The 17,268-nt window shown below is 70.5% G+C and carries 17 protein-coding genes; 8 read left to right on the top strand and 9 right to left on the bottom strand.

Going from position 1 to position 17,268, the window contains the following annotated elements; all coding sequences use genetic code 11:
• Positions 1 to 24: 24 nt before the first annotated feature.
• Positions 25 to 2,013 carry a hypothetical protein gene (locus tag H4F70_RS03410; RefSeq protein WP_182359036.1) on the bottom strand — a complete coding sequence of 663 codons (1,989 nt, stop codon included), beginning with the start codon at positions 2,011 to 2,013 and terminating at the stop codon, positions 25 to 27.
• A 780-nt stretch (positions 2,014 to 2,793) separates the two neighbouring features.
• Here H4F70_RS03410 and nhaA point away from each other — a divergent pair.
• The 3 genes from nhaA to H4F70_RS03395 all read left to right on the top strand — a co-directional run bounded on the left by nhaA (position 2,794) and on the right by H4F70_RS03395 (position 5,731).
• Positions 2,794 to 4,011 (top strand): Na+/H+ antiporter NhaA, encoded by a 1,218-nt coding sequence (nhaA, locus tag H4F70_RS03405; RefSeq protein WP_182359035.1) that lies wholly within the window; start codon positions 2,794 to 2,796, stop codon positions 4,009 to 4,011.
• 178 nt (positions 4,012 to 4,189) lie between these two features.
• Complete coding sequence (locus H4F70_RS03400) at positions 4,190 to 4,753, top strand: phage holin family protein (protein ID WP_182347325.1); 564 nt, start codon at positions 4,190 to 4,192, stop codon at positions 4,751 to 4,753.
• Positions 4,754 to 4,792: 39 nt separating this feature from the next.
• Positions 4,793 to 5,731, top strand: a complete 939-nt coding sequence (locus H4F70_RS03395) for an alpha/beta fold hydrolase (protein WP_182359034.1) — start codon at positions 4,793 to 4,795, stop codon at positions 5,729 to 5,731.
• A gap of 8 nt (positions 5,732 to 5,739) precedes the next feature.
• Here H4F70_RS03395 and H4F70_RS03390 read toward each other — a convergent pair whose 3' ends face one another.
• From H4F70_RS03390 to nth, 4 genes are read right to left on the bottom strand one after another with little or no spacing between them, the layout of a single operon-like run.
• Complete coding sequence (locus tag H4F70_RS03390) at positions 5,740 to 6,930, bottom strand: MarP family serine protease (RefSeq protein WP_182359033.1); 1,191 nt, start codon at positions 6,928 to 6,930, stop codon at positions 5,740 to 5,742.
• On the bottom strand, positions 6,927 to 7,664 hold the full coding sequence (locus H4F70_RS03385) for an NUDIX hydrolase (protein ID WP_372497606.1): 738 nt from the start codon (positions 7,662 to 7,664) through the stop codon (positions 6,927 to 6,929). The genes H4F70_RS03390 and H4F70_RS03385 overlap by 4 nt, the downstream gene beginning before the upstream one ends.
• Positions 7,661 to 8,278, bottom strand: coding sequence for a TlpA family protein disulfide reductase (locus tag H4F70_RS03380; protein ID WP_235681316.1), 618 nt, complete (start codon positions 8,276 to 8,278; stop codon positions 7,661 to 7,663). Before H4F70_RS03380 ends, H4F70_RS03385 begins: the two co-directional genes overlap by 4 nt.
• On the bottom strand, positions 8,275 to 8,985 hold the full coding sequence (nth, locus tag H4F70_RS03375; protein ID WP_182360141.1) for an endonuclease III: 711 nt from the start codon (positions 8,983 to 8,985) through the stop codon (positions 8,275 to 8,277). The genes H4F70_RS03380 and nth overlap by 4 nt, the downstream gene beginning before the upstream one ends.
• 236 nt (positions 8,986 to 9,221) lie before the next feature.
• Here nth and H4F70_RS03370 point away from each other — a divergent pair, with 236 nt between their 5' ends.
• Together H4F70_RS03370 and H4F70_RS03365 are read left to right on the top strand one after the other, a co-directional pair.
• Complete coding sequence (locus H4F70_RS03370; RefSeq protein ID WP_182347328.1) at positions 9,222 to 9,401, top strand: hypothetical protein; 180 nt, start codon at positions 9,222 to 9,224, stop codon at positions 9,399 to 9,401.
• Positions 9,402 to 9,694: 293 nt separating this feature from the next.
• Entirely contained in the window at positions 9,695 to 10,369 is a 675-nt protein-coding gene (locus H4F70_RS03365; protein ID WP_182347329.1) for a Crp/Fnr family transcriptional regulator, read from the top strand.
• 102 nt (positions 10,370 to 10,471) lie between these two features.
• On the opposite strand, the gene H4F70_RS03360 is transcribed toward H4F70_RS03365, so the two are convergent.
• The 3 genes from H4F70_RS03360 to H4F70_RS03350 are packed head-to-tail and all read right to left on the bottom strand — an operon-like array spanning position 10,472 to position 11,903.
• Positions 10,472 to 11,272: an MBL fold metallo-hydrolase gene (locus tag H4F70_RS03360; RefSeq protein WP_235681315.1), complete on the bottom strand. Its 801-nt coding sequence runs from the start codon at positions 11,270 to 11,272 to the stop codon at positions 10,472 to 10,474.
• Positions 11,269 to 11,736: a RidA family protein gene (locus H4F70_RS03355; RefSeq protein ID WP_182359032.1), complete on the bottom strand. Its 468-nt coding sequence runs from the start codon at positions 11,734 to 11,736 to the stop codon at positions 11,269 to 11,271. The genes H4F70_RS03360 and H4F70_RS03355 overlap by 4 nt, the downstream gene beginning before the upstream one ends.
• Entirely contained in the window at positions 11,733 to 11,903 is a 171-nt protein-coding gene (locus tag H4F70_RS03350; RefSeq protein ID WP_182347331.1) for a Sp36 family protein, read from the bottom strand. The genes H4F70_RS03355 and H4F70_RS03350 overlap by 4 nt, the downstream gene beginning before the upstream one ends.
• 117 nt (positions 11,904 to 12,020) lie before the next feature.
• Here H4F70_RS03350 and bagA point away from each other — a divergent pair, with 117 nt between their 5' ends.
• Entirely contained in the window at positions 12,021 to 13,049 is a 1,029-nt protein-coding gene (bagA, locus tag H4F70_RS03345; RefSeq protein ID WP_182359031.1) for an ATPase BagA, read from the top strand.
• Positions 13,046 to 14,197: an ArsA family ATPase gene (bagB, locus tag H4F70_RS03340; RefSeq protein WP_182359030.1), complete on the top strand. Its 1,152-nt coding sequence runs from the start codon at positions 13,046 to 13,048 to the stop codon at positions 14,195 to 14,197. Before bagA ends, bagB begins: the two co-directional genes overlap by 4 nt.
• Before the next feature lie 25 nt (positions 14,198 to 14,222).
• Here bagB and H4F70_RS03335 read toward each other — a convergent pair whose 3' ends face one another.
• On the bottom strand, positions 14,223 to 14,492 hold the full coding sequence (locus H4F70_RS03335; protein WP_182360139.1) for a WhiB family transcriptional regulator: 270 nt from the start codon (positions 14,490 to 14,492) through the stop codon (positions 14,223 to 14,225).
• Positions 14,493 to 14,878: 386 nt separating this feature from the next.
• Between H4F70_RS03335 and H4F70_RS03330 the strand changes: the two genes are divergently transcribed.
• The gene (locus tag H4F70_RS03330; RefSeq protein WP_182359029.1) at positions 14,879 to 17,260 is read left to right on the top strand and encodes a penicillin-binding protein; all 2,382 of its coding nucleotides are present in this window, start codon (positions 14,879 to 14,881) and stop codon (positions 17,258 to 17,260) included.
• Positions 17,261 to 17,268: the final 8 nt, after the last annotated feature.

Raw genomic sequence — 17,268 nt, 5'->3', positions numbered from 1 at the left:
CGCTGGTCTGGCGTCTTCCGCCGGTCAGCTGCCGGGAAGTTGGAGGCCGGCACCACCGATGCTGCCGAACGGGCCGACTCCGCCTCCCGTCCCGCTGCCGAAGGTGTTGCCGAGGCTGCCGGTGATGTGGAATCCACCGCCGCCACCGGCTTCCGGCGGCTGCAGACTGCTGTCCTCACCCAGACTGCCGGTCGAGCCCGCCGTCACCTGACCGAGGCTCTCGCTGACGCTGCCGCTCACGCTCGACGGGTCGAGGCTGCCCGGGTCCAGGCTGCCCTCGAGGCTGTCGCTGGAGCCCGCAGTGATCTGCCCCAGGCTCTCGCTCATGCTTCCGGCGTCCAGGCTGCCCGGGTCGAGACTGCCTTCGAGGCTGTCGCTGGAACCGGCGGTGATCTGACCGACGATCTCCGCCGCGCTGCCGGCATCCATGCTGCCCGGATCGAGGCTGCCCTCGAGGCTGTCGCCGGATCCGGTGGTCAGCTGTCCGAGGCTCGACGTGATGGAGTCAAGGCTTCCGCCGTCCCCGAGGCTGTCGCTGGACCCGGTGAACAGATCCGTGAGGCTGCCCGGAATGTCCTCCAGGCTGCCGGTCAGATCACTGCTGCCGCCGGACTCGGAACCGCTGCTCCCGGCCCCCGGCAGGCTGCCGCCATCGACACTGCCCGCCAGGCTCGCGAAGGGCAGTCCAGCGCTGCCCAGGATCAACTGCAGACCCAGCTCGAGCCCGGCCTCGCTGCCCGTGCCGGCATCGGAGCCGGACGACCCCGTACTGCCGGAGACCAGATCACCGATGCTCGTCTCGAAACCACCCAAGCTGCCCGTCAGGTCCGCACTTCCGAAATCGCTGCCCGAGCTGCCACCGGAACCGGACGACCCCGTACTACCCGTGACCAGTTCACCGATGCTGCCCTCGACGCTGCCCGGAATGTCGCCCAGGCTGCCGGTCAGATCACTGCTGCCGCCGGACTCGGAACCGCTGCTCCCGGCCCCCGGCAGGCTGCCACCATCGACACTGCCCGCCAAGCTCGCGAACGGCAGCGCCGCACTACCCAGGAGGAACTGCAGACCCAGCTCGAGCCCGGCCTCACTGCCCGTGCCGCCCTCAGAACCGGACGACCCCGTACTACCCGTGACCAGCTCACCGATGCTGCCCTCGACGCTGCCCGGAATGTCGCCCAGGCTGCCGGTCAGATCACTGCTGCCACCGGCCTCCGAACCGCTGCTCCCGGCCCCCGGCAGGCTGCCACCATCGACACTGCCCGCCAGACTCGCGAACGGCAGCGCCGCACTACCCAGGAGGAACTGCAGACCCAGCTCGAGCCCGGCCTCACTGCCCGTGCCGCCCTCAGAACCGGACGACCCCGTGCTGCCGGAGACCAGATCACCGATGCTCGTCTCGAAACCACCCAAGCTGCCCGTCAGGTCCGCACTTCCGAAATCGCTGCCCGAGCTGCCACCGGACTCCGAACCGCTGCCACCACTGGAACTCCCCAGCGCCAGCAGGATGTCGGCGAAGCTGCCCGCCGAACTCCCGGGCAGGGTGATGTCGCCGCTCCCGAAGTCGAGGTTCGAGCTCCCCGCGCCGCCGCTGTCCGAGCCGCTGCTGCCGAACGCGCCCATGCTGCCGGCCGCAAGGATCGGCAGCAGCGCGGAGCTGCCCAGGGTCACGCTGCCGAGTGCCGCGCTTCCCACGGCCACGCCGACCGCGCTGCCGGCATTGAACTCGGGCACCTCGAACACCGGAAGGCCCGGGATCGTCACCGTGAGCTGGCCGTTCACCCCGGCGCTGACCCAGCCATCGGGGATCATGGCGTTCGCCGACGCGATGATGTCCGTCACCGTCTGACTGGCCCACTGCCGGTCGACGCCGGGGATGTTGATGTCGACGTCGCACGAGCTCCCGACGTACACCTCGCCGCCGCCGATCTCGGTCTTCTGCTCGCATCGACCCTGGCTGTCCTGCTCGGATTGCTGACCGGGCGTATCGGCGATGGCGATTCCCGGAATCGTCATCCACGCGAGCGTCGCGAATGCAGCCGCACCTCCGACGATCCTTTTACTTCCCCCGCGTGAACGCGCACTGCATTCACGCCTTCTTCCACCTTGCATGGATACCCACCTCGACATTGATTCCATTCAGGGCGATCCCGGAGTGCGCACTTCCCCGATGCAGTACGCCGCACGGTTCCCGCGCGCCCCGACGGCCTCTCGCCACGGATTGCACTGGTTACCCCGTTGATGCGCATCACAGTAGCACTGAATGACTCGCGAGTAGCAGTGGAGCGACCCCAGGGGAAGGTATGAGATTCAACGGCTGTCATTCGAACGGTATAGCTGTATTTAGCATCCTCATCATCGAGTTGAACCTTAGCCATCCCCCACCAATGGGCATCTCGTAACGCAGGATTTTTGTTACATGTTCAACCGATCATGACAATCGTTTTGTTGCCCGCCCCCACGGCCATGACGGGGACGCCGCCCCGCGCGACACTGAAAAGCGTTGGAGCTCAGTGAAAATCCGCGACTCACAGAACCGCCGCGCCGGCCGGGCCGCCGGGGGCCGGTCCGCACGGCACGGTAGACTCGTCCGCGGTGTGCCGGGAAGTCTGGTCGGCAGTCGATGCACGGGCATCGGTCTACGTATGGTTCTGCCATGACTGATCCGCGTTCGGCGGTGTCGCATCCGCGCGCCGCACACGATGCAGGGTGGCCGTCCACGTGGGGCCTGTCCGGGTTCGGCTCCGATGACGACATCCGACGGAAGGTCTCCCGCCTCCCATGCCCCACAGTCCGATGACTCCCGCCCCCGGCCTCGCTTCCCGAACCGGCGACTTCTTCCGCAAGGAGACCGTCGGCGGACTGGCCCTCCTCGGCGCCGCAGTTCTGGCCCTCATCGCCGCCAACACCCCCTTGTTCGACGCCTACGTGTCGCTGCGGGACTTCACCGTCGGCCCGTCGGCGCTGCACCTCGACCTCACTCTGGGCGACTGGGCCAAGGACGGTCTGCTCGCCGTGTTCTTCTTCATCGCCGGCGTCGAGCTCAAGCGCGAGATGGTCCTGGGAGAACTGTCCGACCGCAGGAAGGCGGTGCTCCCCATCATCGCCGCGGTCGGCGGTGTCGTCGTACCCGCCGCGATCCTGCTCGGAATCGGCTGGGGCACCCCCGGGGTCGACCAGGCATGGGCGATCCCGATCGCGACCGACATCGCGTTCGCACTCGGCGTGCTTTCCTTGACGGCCAAGAACGTCCCGGCCACCGCACGCGTGTTCCTGCTGAGCCTGGCCGTGGTCGACGATCTCATCGGCATCGCGGTCATCGCGTTCGTCTTCGCGTCCGGCATCGCCATCGGCTGGCTGCTCGCCGCCGTCGCCAGTCTCGCCGTCTACTGGTTCGCGCAGTACCGCCGCATCACGACGCCGTTCCTGTACGTTCCGCTGGCGGTGCTCACCTGGGTGTTCATGCACAGCTCGGGCATCCACGCGACCATCGCGGGCGTCGCCCTGGGCCTGCTGACCCGCGTGCGCAGCGACCCCGGCGAGGAGGAGCCCCCCGCCACACGGCTCGCCGAGCGGATCACTCCGTGGTCCGCGGGACTGTGCGTGCCGATCTTCGCGTTCTTCGCCGCCGGTGTGCACGTGGACAGCGAGCTCCTCGGAGAGCTCGGATCGGATCGGATCGCCCTGGGCATCGTGGTGGGCCTGGTGGTGGGCAAGACGATCGGGATCTTCGGCGCGTCGTGGCTCGCCATCAGGCTCGGCGTGGCACAGATCCCCCGGGGCCTGCAATACATGGACATGTTTGCGCTGGCCGTTCTCGGCGGCATCGGCTTCACCGTGAGCCTGCTCATCGCCGAACTCTCGCTGGCCGGCGACGCGGCGGAGATGGCCAAGATCGCCGTCCTGGCAGGGTCGGTGATCGCCGCGATACTCGGGTCGATCGCGATGGTCCTGCGCGGGCGACACCACCAGCGGGTCGACGCGGACGCCGGGCGGCCCGACCCGGTCGGGTGAGCGCGCTCGTCCGCGACATCGGCCCGGTCGTTCTGCGGCACCCGGCATGTGGGAGTCCGCCGCGCATGGCACGATGATTCACTGAGGCCGATGCGGCCGCCACGCATGTGCGCACAGCCGCACGGACCGCACGGTGGCACGGACGCAGACGTATGCAGACGTAATACGGAGGGTTGACGTGAGCTTCACCGACCGCACCACTGGCCGCGGCGCCGGCGACGGGGCGCCCGCGTCCCTGGCGTCGATCCCGTTGTCGGACCTGGACCCGGCCGCACAGGACGCCTCCATCGGCGCGTTGGTCAAGAACGCGACCAGCCAGGTGTCCACGCTGGTGCGCTCCGAGGTCGAGCTGGCCAAGGCCGAGGTCACCGGCGAGGTGAAGAAGGCCCTGCAGGGCAGCGTGTTCTTCATCGTGGCCGCGACGATCCTGCTGTTCAGCGCGTTCTTCTTCTTTTTCTTCCTCGGCGAGCTGCTCAGCGAGTGGCTGCCGAGGTGGGCGGCATTCCTCATCGTCTTCGGCATCCAGGTGTTCGCCGCGGCGCTCGCCGGGTTCCTCGGTTATCTGCGCGTGCGCAAGTTGCGCGCGCCCAACAAGACGATCGATTCCGTCAAGGAGATCTCCTCCGTGCTGCCGTCGGGCGGTAAGCAGGACGCGCCGACGCCCGCGCCCGCCGGCGCGTCCGTGCACGAGCGGTCGATGGCCGAGGCCGCAGCCGCGGCGTCCGGTAGGCACGCCCGCTGACCCCCGTGCGCCCGCGCACGCCGTCCCCGGGGCACCGCGATGGCCGATAGCCGCACCGGGCCGGACCCGTCGACGGTTCGCCACGACGGGCCGTGGCGGCATATCGATGTCCGGGGCAACGGCATCCGATTGCACGCCGCGCAGGCCGGCCCGGAGGATGCCGCCGCGCCACTCGTCGTCCTCGTCCACGGCTTCGCCCAGTACTGGTGGTCATGGCGCCACCAGCTCACCGCTCTCGGCGACGTCGGCTACCGGACCGTGGCGGTGGACCTGCGCGGATACGGCGACAGCGACAAGCCGCCGCGCGGCTACGACGGCTGGACCCTCGCCGGCGACCTGGCCGGGCTCATCCGCGGTCTCGGGCACGACGACGCCTTCCTGGTCGGCCACGGCGACGGCGGCCAGATCTGCTGGGCCGCCTCGGTGTTGTATCCGGCCCACGTCCGCGGCATCGTCACCGTCTCCGCCCCGCATCCGCTCGCGCTACGACGGGCGGCGATCGCCGACGCGGCACAGCGCTCCGCACTCGCGCCCCGTCTGCTGGCCGACCAGGTTCCGCGCCTCGGCGAGCGCAGGCTCACCGCGGACGACGGCGCGGGCGCGGCCGCGGTGTTGCGGGAGCGTGCGGGGGCCGCTTGGGCGCGCACTGCGGACTTCGCCGAGACGGAGCGGCGCGTGCGTTCCGCCATCAGGATCGACGGCACTGCGCACTGCGCGCTGGAGTACCACCGCTGGGCGTTCCGGAGCCAGTTCCGGCCGGACGGTGCCCGATTCCGTGCCGCGATGCGCACCGCCCCCGGCGCCCCCGTGCTCCAGATACACGGCACCGACGACGGGCACGTGCCGCCGGCGACGTTCCGCCGCTGCGCACGCTGGGCCCCGCAACGACGGTTGGAGGCCGTGAATACGGGGCACTTCCCGCACCAGGAAGCGCCCGCCAAGACCAGTGCGGCGATCCTCCGGTTCCTTCGCGACTGAGCCCGCCCCTACGCCACGCAGGCACCCGTGCCGACGGCCTGCGACCATTGTTCGGCCGAGCCCACCTGGGCTTCCACCTCGTCCGCGGTGAGCACGAACCCGGTGTCCGGGTCGTCCACAGCTGCACCGAACACCACGCCGAGCACGCTGCCGTCGGTGGCCACCAGCGGGCCGCCCGAGTTGCCGGACCGCACCTTGCCGCGGATGGTGTAGACCTCGCGCTTGATCGTCGTCGAATGGTAGATGTCCGGTCCGCTCAGCATGATCCTGTCGCGGACGCGGGCGGGGCTGGCGGTGAACGGCCCTCCTCCCGGATAGCCGAGGACGACGGACTCCTGGCCGCTGTGGGCCGGATCGGGGGCGAAGCGCAGCGCCTCGGCTCCGAGCTCCGGCACGTCCAGGATCGCCACATCCGTGGTGGGGTCGAACAGCACCACCGTCGCCGGCAGAGCGCCGTCACCGGTCATCACCGACACCGACGACGTACCGGCCACCACGTGCGCGTTGGTCATGACCCGCTGCGGCGCGACGACGAAGCCGCTGCCCTCCAGCGTGCGCTGACATCCTGGGGCCCTGCCCCGGATCTCGAACACGCTCTCCGACGCGGCGACCACCCCCGGGGCCGACACCGATCCCTCGGCGGGCGGGTCCACGTCCGTGATGGGGGTCCGGGCGAACGGCCCGAGCACATCCGGCAGCCCGGAGGTGTCCAGCAACGCGGACAGCCGGCCCGGCACGGCCCGCAGCCACGACGGGGCGAGCGCGTCGACGTTGCTGAGCACCCATGAGTCGCGTACCGCCGCGGCGGCGGTGGTCTGGGTGTTCGTCGCGACCGGGACGGCGAGCAGCCAGGCGGTGACCAGGACCGCCACAGCCTGGAACAGCGCCCCGACGGCAGAATCGACCAGGCGCACCGCATGGTGCTGGATGAAACGCCGCGCGAACCGGCCGATGGTGACACCGATGATCTCGCCGCAGACCGCCAGCAGCACGATCACGAGGATGCCGAGGAGCAGCCGACCGCGGGCGTCGTCCACCCCGCCGACCAAGTGCGGGGTCAACTCGATGCCGGCGGCCAATCCCCCGAGCACGCCCAGAAAGGCGAGCGCCGAGGCGATCGCGCCGTACCGCCAGCCGGACATCGCGGCGAGCACCGCCACGGCGACGACCGCGACGTCGAGCCAGAGCGAGCCGGTCACCCGCGCGTGGCCTGCTCGTCGACCTCTGCGAGGGTCACGTCCAACTCGCGGATGTCACCTGCGTCCCACTCGCGCTCCCACCCCGCCTCGGTGATGAGCGCCGACAGCAGACCCGCGGTGAAGCCCCACACGAGCATCCCGTCGACCATGAAGGCGGGACCGGTGAACACCTGGCGATACCGCACCTGAAAACGGTTCGCAGGGTCCACGAGGTCCGCCACCGGAACGCGGGCGACGCGCGAGGTCTCTGCCTCGTCGACAACCCGGATGGGACACGGCTCGCGCCAATAGGCGAGGACGGGGCTCACCAGGAACTTCGACGGCGGAACGAACAGCTGCGGCATCACCGCCAGCGGCTGCACCCCGTCGGGGCGCAGCCCGGTCTCCTCCTCCGCCTCACGCAGGGCCGTCTGCACAGGGCCCCCGTCGCCGGGGTCCGCCGCGCCGCCCGGGAACGCGACCTGGCCGCTGTGGTGGCGCAGCGTGGCCGCCCGCTGGGTGAGGAGCACGTCACCTGCGGCCCCGTCTCCGGTCGCGCTGTCACCGAAGAGCATGAGCACCGACGCGGGGCGGGTGCGGACGCCCGGCGGCACGGCGCGCGACTGCAGCACCCGCGGCAGGAGGGGGCGGCGCTGCGCACCGCCCTCATGCAACCGCTCCGCCAGGCCTGCCAGCCAGTCCGGCACCGAGCCGTCGGCGCAGGACGCTGACGCTCCCTCGTCGGCGATACTCACAGCGTCACTCCCAGCGTCTCTTCCACGACCTCCGCGATATGGTCGGCGTCCGTGAACGGTATCGCCACCACCCGCGCAATGGTTCCGTCGGGCCGGACCAGCACCGTCACCGGAAGCACCTGCGGCGCCCGTACCGCCGCCGCCACCTTGCGCTCCGGGTCCGCCACCGACGGCAGGTCGACGCCCAGGTCCTCCAGCAACGCGCGTCCTTTGTCCGCGTGCTGGTCGCTGTGCACGGTGAGCACGGTGACGGCGTCGCCGGCCCGCCGCGCGAACCGCTCCATCGCGGGCAGCTCCTCCCGGCACGGCGCGCACCAGTACGCCCACAGGTTGATCACCGCGGGTCTGCCGGCCAAGGAGGCACCGACGTCCACCGGGTGCCCGTCGTAGAGGTCGGCGAGGGTCAACCCCTGCAACGGCGTGGCGGATTCCGCCACCGGAGCCGTCGGCGAGGTGGACGCGGAGCCGGATGCCGTGGGGCCGGCCGCGGCCGGGGCGGACGCGGCGGGACCGCCGTCGTCGCCCAGCAGCGTCATGACCATCGCGACGATGAGCGCGACGAGCACGATGAACACGCCGATGCCGGTCTTGGCCGAGGCGCTCAGCCGACTCAACGGGACGGCTCCGCATCCGCGTCCGGCGCCATGCCCGCGAGTTCGAGCAGGTGAGCGGTCTCCGGGCCCCGCACGAGCGCCGCGGCCTCGGAAGGATCGATGGGACCCTCGCCGTAGGAAGGGCAGTCGGCGGCGAGCACGCACACCCCGCATGCGGGACGGCGCGCATGGCATACGCGGCGGCCGTGGAAGATCACCCGGTGCGACAGCAGCGTCCACTCGCGCCGCTCGATGAGGCCGCCCACTTCGTGTTCCACCTTGACCGGATCGGTCGACTCGGACCAGCGCCACCGGCGCACGAGCCGCAGGAAATGCGTGTCCACCGTGATCCCGGGCACGTCGAAGGCGTTGCCCAGGATCACGTTGGCCGTCTTACGTCCGATCCCCGGCAGCTTCGAGAGCTCCGTCATGGTCGCCGGGACCTCGCCGCCGTGCTCATCCACCAGCGCCTGGCCCAGCTTGATCAGCGAATCCGTCTTGTTGCGGTAGAAGCCGGTGCTGCGGATCATCTCTTCGAGTCCCGCACGGTCGGCCGCCGCGTAGTCCTGCGCGGAGCGGTACCGCGCGAACAGTGCGGGCGTCACCATGTTCACCCGTTTGTCGGTGCACTGCGCGGACAGGATCGTCGCGACCGCGAGTTCCAAGGGGGTGGTGAAGTCGAGTTCGCAGTACACGTGCGGGAACGCCTCCCCCAGCGTGCGGTTCATCCGCCGTGCACGCCGCACGAGCGCCAGCCGGCTCTCCGGCTTGGACCAGCGCCGACCGCGCCGGCCGCCGGCGCCTCCACTCACCACCACGCCGACCAGACTACGGACCGCCCCCCACCGCCGCGGACACCGCACTGGTGCATCTGTCCCGGCGGCGGCCGTACTGGGTGTGACGTACGACAACCCGCGGCGGGTTCGTGTCCCGAACGAGACATCGACGGTGTTTACTCACGTGCATGCAGGTAGTCCTCGTCGTCCTCGCGCCGGTGATCGTGATCGCATTCGCGATGGCGATGGAACACATCGAGACCCTGCTCAAACGCCGCACGGACCATGTCGGCGATCCGCAGGAGTTCATCGAATCGCACACCCCCAGCGACCTGCTCACCGAGCCCGCCCACGCGCGGGTGCCGTGACCGCCGCGGCCGCCCCGCGCCCGTTGCGAGGAGGCTCACGCGGGCGCCGGGACCGCACACTGTAACGTCGGGGCAATGCACCGCCCCGGCGGATTTCCGGCGCCTGTCCGCCGCCAAATCCCGCCGCACGGCGCGGCGTGCCTGTAGCCTCGGTCACAGGGCATTACGCGCCGGTCACTAGACTACGTCGTGATGCACCGCGTGCCCGGGCAAGCGCGGGTACCGGAAGCCGCGCGGCGCACAACAGATTCGCACGGCGCAGACACACACAGCACAGACCATGAGGAGCCCACGTGGACGAGGTCCTGGCCAGAGCCGGAATCTTCCAGGGAGTAGAACCCTCCGCAGTTTCCGCCCTGATCAAGCAGCTTCAGCCGGTCGAGTTTCCGCGAGGCCACACGATCTTCCACGAAGGTGAGCCGGGCGACCGGCTGTACATCATCGGCTCCGGCAAGATCAAGATCGGGCGGCGCTCGCCGGACGGCCGCGAGAACCTGCTGACGATCATGGGCCCATCGGACATGTTCGGCGAGCTCTCCATCTTCGACCCCGGCCCGCGCACGTCCAGCGCCATCACGGTCACCGAGGTCAAAGCGGTCTCGATGGACCGCGAGGCCCTCAAGGACTGGATCTCGCAGCGCCCGGAGATCGCCGAGCAGCTTCTGCGCGTGTTGGCCCGGCGCCTGCGCCGCACCAACAACTCGCTGGCCGACCTCATCTTCACCGATGTCCCCGGCCGCGTCGCCAAGGCGCTGCTCCAGCTGGCCCAGCGTTTCGGCACCCAGGAGGCCGGCGCCTTGCGCGTCACGCACGACCTCACGCAGGAGGAGATCGCGCAGCTCGTCGGTGCCTCGCGCGAGACCGTCAACAAGGCGCTCGCCGATTTCGCGCACCGCGGCTGGCTGCGCCTCGAGGGCAAGAGCGTGCTCATCATCGATTCCGAGCGGCTCGCGCGCCGCGCACGCTGACCCGACGGGTCGAACTTCCGCGCCTGCGGGCGGCGGCACACCGGCCGGGATGCGCCCGGACCGCGTGGCCGCCGCCCGCAGGCGTGTCTCAGCCGCCGTGTCTCAGCCGCGCAGGTAGTCCAGCTGCGCGGCCACCGACCATTCGGCGGCGGGCCACAGCGATTCGTCGACGTCCCGGTAGACGTGCTCGACCACCTGCCGCGCCGTCGCCTGCTCCCCCAGCACCGCGAGCGCATCGCGGACCTGGCCCAGCCTCTGCTGCCGGTGCGCCCGGTACTCGCGGGCCACGGCGGCGGTGTCCGGCAGGTCGGGCCCGTGCGCGGGAAGGCATGCCGCCCCCTCCCCCACTGCGATCAATTTCTCCAGCGAACCGAGGTAGTCGCGCAGCGACCCGTCCTCGGGGTCGATCACGGTGGTGCCCCGCCCCAGGATGGTGTCGCCGGTGAGGACCGCCCCGGGGCGGTCGCCGTCCGGCTCGATGAGGAGCGAGACGCTGTCCGCGGTGTGCCCGGGCGTCGCGAGCACGCGCAGGCGCACCCCCGCCGCGTCCAGCACCGCGCCGTCCTCCAGTGCGCCGCCGCCGCCGCGGCGGTGCTCCGGGAGCACCGCGTGCACGTCGGCTCCGGTGAGCGCGTGGAATCTGTCGATCCCCCCGGTGTGGTCCTCGTGCCGGTGGGTGACGACGGTGGCGGCCACAGGGCCCAGCGCCGCAACCCTCGCGAGATGCTCCGCGTCATCGGGCCCCGGGTCCACGACGACGGCCGCGTCCGCGCCCGGAGCGCGCAGGATCCACGTGTTGGTGCCGTCGAGTTCCATGATCCCCGGGTTGTGGCACAGGACGACGCCGGCGGCGGCGGTCACCGGACGCAGCACCCCGTAGGCCGGGTGGGCCGGGGCGGTCACGACCGCACCTCCACCTGCAGCTCCACCTCGACCGGCGAGTCGATCGGCAGATCCGAGACGCCGACGGCGCTGCGCGCATGCCGCCCGGCATCCCCGAACACCGCGCCGAGCAGCTCCGAGGCACCGTTGACGACGCCGGGCTGCCCGCCGAAACCCGGCGCGGACGCGACGAATCCGACGACCTTGACGATGCGCACGATGTCGTCGAGCCGCACGACGGAATCGACGGCGGCCAGGGCGTTGAGCACCGCGACACGCGCGAGATCCTTGGCGTCCTCCGGCGTGACGTCGGCCCCCACCTTTCCCGTCCGCACGAGCTCGCCGTCCACCGTGGGCAGCTGGCCGGACGTGAACACGAACGACCCGCTGCGCACGGCCGGCACGTACGCGGCCAGCGGCGCGGCCACCGGCGGCAGCACCAGCCCCAGCTCGGCCAGCCGGGCGGTGGGCGTCGCCGTGCTCACTTGCGGCGCTTCAGGTAGGCGACGTGCTGTTCGCCGGTGGGCCCGGGCAGCACCGAGACCAGCTCCCACCCGTCGGCGCCGAAGTTGTCGAGAATGGCTTTGGGATTGTGGATGAGCAGCGGCGCCACCGCGTACTCCCACTGCACTGCCTGCTCGGATTCACTCATGAAGACACCATATCCCCGCCGCCGTCGCCACCCGTGTGCACGGCGAAGCGTGGTACGCCCGGCGCCGCGACGGGCCTAACGCTCCTGCGCCGTCATCTCACCTCATAGACTCGGGCGGTGCCCACTACACATGCCCGCTCCACGGTGGAGGGACTGACATCCACGTGGCCGGAAACCGCCGCGCAGGCGCGCCTGCACTTCGTCAGCGGCAAGGGCGGTACCGGTAAGACCACCGTGGCCGCCGCGCTGGCCCTTTCCCTCGCCGCGGGGGGACGCAGGGTTCTTCTCATCGAGGTCGAGGAGCGCCAGGGGATCGCCCAGATCTTCGACACCGCCCCGCTGCCGTACGCGGAGACGAAGGTCGCCGTCGCCGACGGTGGCGGCGAGGTGCACGCGCTGGCCATCGACATCGAGGCCGCCTTCCTCGAATATCTCGACATGTTCTACAACCTGGGCTTTGCGGGCAAGGCGATGAAGCGCATCGGCGCCGTCGAGTTCGCCACGACGCTCGCGCCCGGCCTTCGAGACGTCCTGCTCACCGGCAAGATCAAGGAGGCGGCCTGCCGTACCGAGGACGGCCGGTACCTCTACGACGCGGTCGTGGTCGACGCGCCGCCCACCGGCCGCATCGGCAGCTTCCTCGACGTCACCAAAGCGATGGCCGACCTCGCCAAGGGCGGCCCCATCCGGTCGCAGTCGGAGGGCGTGGTGGATCTGCTGCACTCACCGCAGACGGTGGTGCACCTGGTGACGCTCCTCGAGGCGCTTCCGGTCCAGGAAACCGCCGACGCGATGGCCGAGCTGCAGCGCCTGGACCTGCAGCCCGGCACGGTGATCGTCAACCGCACCGAGGCCACCTTCCTCGACGACGAGACCATCGCCGCGGCCGCGGAGGGCGGCATCGACGCCGAGTCCATCCGTGCGGACTTCGCGCGCGTGCATCTCATCGTCTCCGACGAGGACTTCGCGGGACTGCTGACCGAGACGATCGAGCACGCCATCCGGTGCCGGGCACAGCGCGAGAGCGCCCGAGAGCTCGCGGGGCTGCACGTGGCGCAGCTCGAGCTGGGCGAGGTGCCCGACGGCATGGACCTCGGCGGCGTCTACCAATTGGCCGAACAGCTGGCGGGACAGGGGGTCCGATGACCGGCACCGTGGACGTTGCGGCACTGCTCGCCGACGGCACCACCCGCGTGGTCGTGTGCTGCGGCGCCGGCGGCGTGGGCAAGACGACGACGGCCGCAGCGCTCGCCCTGCGCGCCGCCGAATCCGGCCGCTCCGTCGTCGTACTGACCATCGACCCGGCGCGGCGGCTGGCGCAGGCATTGGGCGTGGGCGACCTGAGCAACACGCCGCAGCCTGTGCCCCTGCCGGACAACGCCTCCGGCGGCGGCCTGCACGCGATGATGCTGGACATGCGCCGCACCTTCGACGACATGGTGGTGCAGTACGCGACGCCGGAGCGCGCGCGGGAGATACTGGCGAACCCCTTCTATCAGACCGTCGCCTCGTCCTTCGCCGGTACGCAGGAGTACATGGCGATGGAGAAGCTGGGGCAGCTCGTCGCCGAGGACGCGTGGGACCTCATCGTGGTGGACACCCCGCCGTCGCGCAACGCGCTCGACTTCCTCGACGCCCCGCAACGGCTGGGTGCGTTTCTGGACGGCCGCATGATCCGCATGTTCATGGCCCCGGGCCGCGGGATCCGCAAGATCGTCAGCGGCGCCGTCGGCATGGCGATGCGCGCGGTGTCGACGGTGGTGGGCAGCTCGATGCTCGCCGACGCCTCGCTGTTCGTGCAGTCGTTCGAGGAGATGTTCGGCGGCTTCCGTGAACGCGCCAACCGCACCTACCAGCTCCTGCGCAGGCCCGGCACGGCGTTCCTCGTGGTCTCCGCCGCGGAGCCCGACGCGCTGCGGGAGGCGTCGTTCTTCGTCGAGCGCCTCACCGACGAGAACATGCCGCTGGCCGGGCTGGTGCTCAATCGCACGCACCCGATGCTGTCCCCGCTGCCGGTGGAGAAGGCGCTGGCCGCAGCCGACCGACTCGATGAGGAGCGCGGAGCCCCGGAGGGCGAACCACGGCAACCGTCCCTTCCGCCGGTGGCCGGCGCGGTGCTGCGCATCCACGCCGAGCGGGGTGCGACGGCGAAGCGCGAGGTGCGGCTGCTCGGCCGCTTCACCGGTGCGCACCCGCGCGTACCCGTCGTCGGTGTGCCGTCGCTGCCGTTCGAGGTCTCCAGCCTCGACGCGCTGCGCGCCGTCGGCGACCAGCTCGTCGCCGACGGCTCCTGACCGCGCGGCGGCGGCCGTCGCGCGGTCAGCCGACCGAACGGCGTCGCCGGGCGGCTTCGAAGAAGGTGGCCCAGGACGTCACGTTGGGGTGCTCCTTAAGCAACGCCCTGCGCTGGCGTTCCGTCATACCGCCCCACACGCCGAACTCCACCCGGTTGTCGAGCGCGTCCGCCGCGCATTCGAGCATGACGGGGCAGTGCCGGCAGATCGTGGCGGCCTTGCGCTGTGCCGCGCCCCGGACGAACAGCTCGTCGGGGTCGATGTTGCGGCACAGTGCCTGCGACGTCCACGCCATCCGTGCCTCGCTGGAATCCACCGACAACGGCGGGATCCCGGTCTTGCGGAGCTTCGGCACCGAGGCACCGTGCCCGGTGGTCCTGGCGCGCGCACGGGCCGCGTCCTCGCCGCCCGTGCTCTTCCGTACGCTTGCGGATTCCGACATATGGGCTGAAGTGCGCATATGACCTGCCCCCTTCGCGTGCAAAACCTCAGTTTGTTAACTGCATCACAGTAATTGTTAACTTAGGCGACTGAACACCGGTCTGCAACCCCCGTCCACCAGGTAAACGGCCGCCGCCGCTGCGATTCCGGCTCCCGCGGCGGCTCCGGCGGTCGCATGGACGACGCCGGTGCGCGCGCCGCGTACACGGCACGGGCGGCACCCTGCGTACTCTGTGGTGCGTGCCGTCCGGGAAGACAATCGCGAAGTTGCTCGGCATCTGCGTGCTCGCAGGCGTCGTGCTGGCGGGCGTCCTGTTCCCCGTATTCGGGGGCGTAGGGGTCGTCGTCAACAAGGCCAGCGACGCCGTCGACTCGTCGTCGTCGCAGGTGCTCGAGGGGGATGCACCGGCGGTGACGACCATCGTCGACGCAGCGGGGAACCCCATCGCCTGGCTCTACGACCAGCGCCGGTTCGAGGTGCCCAGCGACCAGATCTCGAACTACATGAAGCTGGCCCAGGTCTCGATCGAGGACCGCCGGTTCGCCACGCACAAGGGCGTCGACTGGCAGGGAACGCTGCGCGCGCTGCTCACCAACACCAGCAGCGGCGAGGTGCAGCAAGGCGCCTCCACCATCGACCAGCAGTACGTGAAGAACTACCTGGTGTTCGTGGCGGCGCAGACCGATGCTCAGCGCCGCGAGGCCACCGAGACGACCATCTCGCGCAAACTCCGCGAAGCCCGGATGGCGCTGACGCTGGACAAGCAGCTTTCCAAGGACGAGATCCTCACCCGCTACCTCAACCTGGTTCCGTACGGCAACGGCAGCTACGGGGTGCAGGACGCCGCCCGCACGTACTTCGGGGTGGATGCCAAGGACCTCAATCTGACGCAGTCGGCGATGCTGGCCGGCATGGTGCAGTCGCCGTCCCGGCTCAACCCGTACATCAATCCGGACGAGACCACGAAGCGGCGCAACGAGGTGCTCGACGCGATGGCGTCCACCGAGGCGATCACCCCGCAGCAGGCCGCCGAGGCCAAAGAGCAGCCGCTGGGGATCCTGCCGGAGCCCAACACGCTCCCCCGCGGATGCATCGCCGCCGGCGACCGCGGGTTCTTCTGCGACTACGTGCTCAACTACCTCAACAACGCCGGCTTCACCGACGAGCAGCTCAAGCGCGGCGGCTACCTGATCCGCACCACGCTGCGGCCGGAGATCCAGGACTCGGTCAAGCGCGCACTCACCGACACCGCGTCGCCCGACCTCGAAGGCATCGCGGAGGTCATGAACCTGATCGAGCCCGGCAAGGACGCCCACAAGGTGGTCGCCATGGCCAGCAGCCGCACCTACGGGCTCGACGCGGCCGCGCACGAGACGGTGCAGCCGCAGCCGTTCACCATGGTCGGCGACGGCGCGGGCTCCACTTTCAAGATCTTCACGACTGCGGTGGCGATGGAGAAGGGCCTGGGCCTGGACACGACTGTGCAGGTCCCCCCGCTCTTCATCGCCCAGGGGATGGGTCATGGTGGTGCCGCCGGCTGCCCCTCGGACTCGTACTGCGTGCGCAACGTGGGCGACTACCCCCCGAGCATGTCGCTGACGCAGGCGCTGGCCACCTCCCCGAACACCGCCTTCGTCAAGATGCTCAAGGACGTCGGCGTGGACCCCACCGTGGACATGGCCGTGCGCCTGGGCCTGCGCTCTTACACCAAGCCCGGCACGTCCGGGGTGGACGACCGCAGCCTGGCGCAGATCATCAAGGACGAGAACCGCGGGTCGTTCACCTTGGGACCCACGCCGGTGGACCCGCTTGAGATGGCCAACGTGGCCGCCACGCTCGCGTCCGGCGGAGTCTGGTGCCCACCCACCCCCATCGAGGCCGTGTTCGACCGCGACGGCAAACCGGTCCCGGTCACGCAGGAGGCGTGCAAGCAGGTCATCGACCCGGGCCTCGCGAACACCCTGGCCGTCGGCCTGGGCGAGGACCATCTGCCCGGCGGCACGTCCGCGGGCTCCGCGGCGGCGGCCGGGTGGACAGCGCCGGTGTCCGCGAAGACCGGCACCACGGAGACCTACCGTTCGTCGGCCTTCCTGGCGTTCACCCAGTCCATCGCCGGCTTCTCCTACGTGTACAACGACGGCACCAACCCCGGACCCATCTGCACCTCGCCGCTGCGCTCGTGCGCCGAGGGCAACGTGTACGGCGGCACCGAACCGGCGCTGGCCTGGTATCAGGCGGTGGGGCGCATCCTCGGCGACTACCCGCCGCCGGTGCTGCCGCAGCCGGACCCCCAGTACGTCAAGGGCAACGCCTCCGCGGTCGTGCCGGACGTCGTCGGCCGCACGGAGGCCGGCGCCACCGCCCGCCTGCGCGGTGCGGGTTTCCAGGTCAAGTCCGTGACGGTGCCGTCCGACAAGCAGAAGGGCAACGTGGTGTCCGTGAGCCCCGTCGGCTCCGCCGTCCCCGGCTCCACGATCACCATCAGCATCAGCGACGGCAGCCGTAAGCCCGCCGACGACAACGGCGGCGACCGTGGAGACCGGCCGACCCCACGATCCGAGGACCGGAGCAACGACAGAGGAGACAACGGCGGTGCCGACCGGGGCGACGACGCGGACTGATCCCCGGT

Source organism: Tomitella gaofuii (assembly GCF_014126825.1).
Classification (GTDB): domain Bacteria; phylum Actinomycetota; class Actinomycetes; order Mycobacteriales; family Mycobacteriaceae; genus Tomitella; species Tomitella gaofuii.
The sequence above is the reverse complement of the archived record's forward strand: the minus strand, read 5'-3'. Positions and strand labels throughout refer to the sequence as shown.

Excerpts from the sequence above, each read along its gene's own strand:
- nth (WP_182360141.1), bottom strand. The coding sequence starts at position 8,985 with ATGAACCGCACGCTGGGGGAGGCGTTCCCGCACGTGTACTGCGAACTC.
- bagB (WP_182359030.1), top strand. The coding sequence starts at position 13,046 with ATGACCGGCACCGTGGACGTTGCGGCACTGCTCGCCGACGGCACCACC.
- H4F70_RS03410 (WP_182359036.1), bottom strand. The coding sequence starts at position 2,013 with ATGACGATTCCGGGAATCGCCATCGCCGATACGCCCGGTCAGCAATCC.
- nhaA (WP_182359035.1), top strand. The coding sequence starts at position 2,794 with ATGACTCCCGCCCCCGGCCTCGCTTCCCGAACCGGCGACTTCTTCCGC.
- H4F70_RS03370 (WP_182347328.1), top strand. The coding sequence starts at position 9,222 with ATGCAGGTAGTCCTCGTCGTCCTCGCGCCGGTGATCGTGATCGCATTC.
- H4F70_RS03335 (WP_182360139.1), bottom strand. The coding sequence starts at position 14,492 with ATGGCGTGGACGTCGCAGGCACTGTGCCGCAACATCGACCCCGACGAG.
- H4F70_RS03395 (WP_182359034.1), top strand. The coding sequence starts at position 4,793 with ATGGCCGATAGCCGCACCGGGCCGGACCCGTCGACGGTTCGCCACGAC.
- H4F70_RS03350 (WP_182347331.1), bottom strand. The coding sequence starts at position 11,903 with ATGAGTGAATCCGAGCAGGCAGTGCAGTGGGAGTACGCGGTGGCGCCG.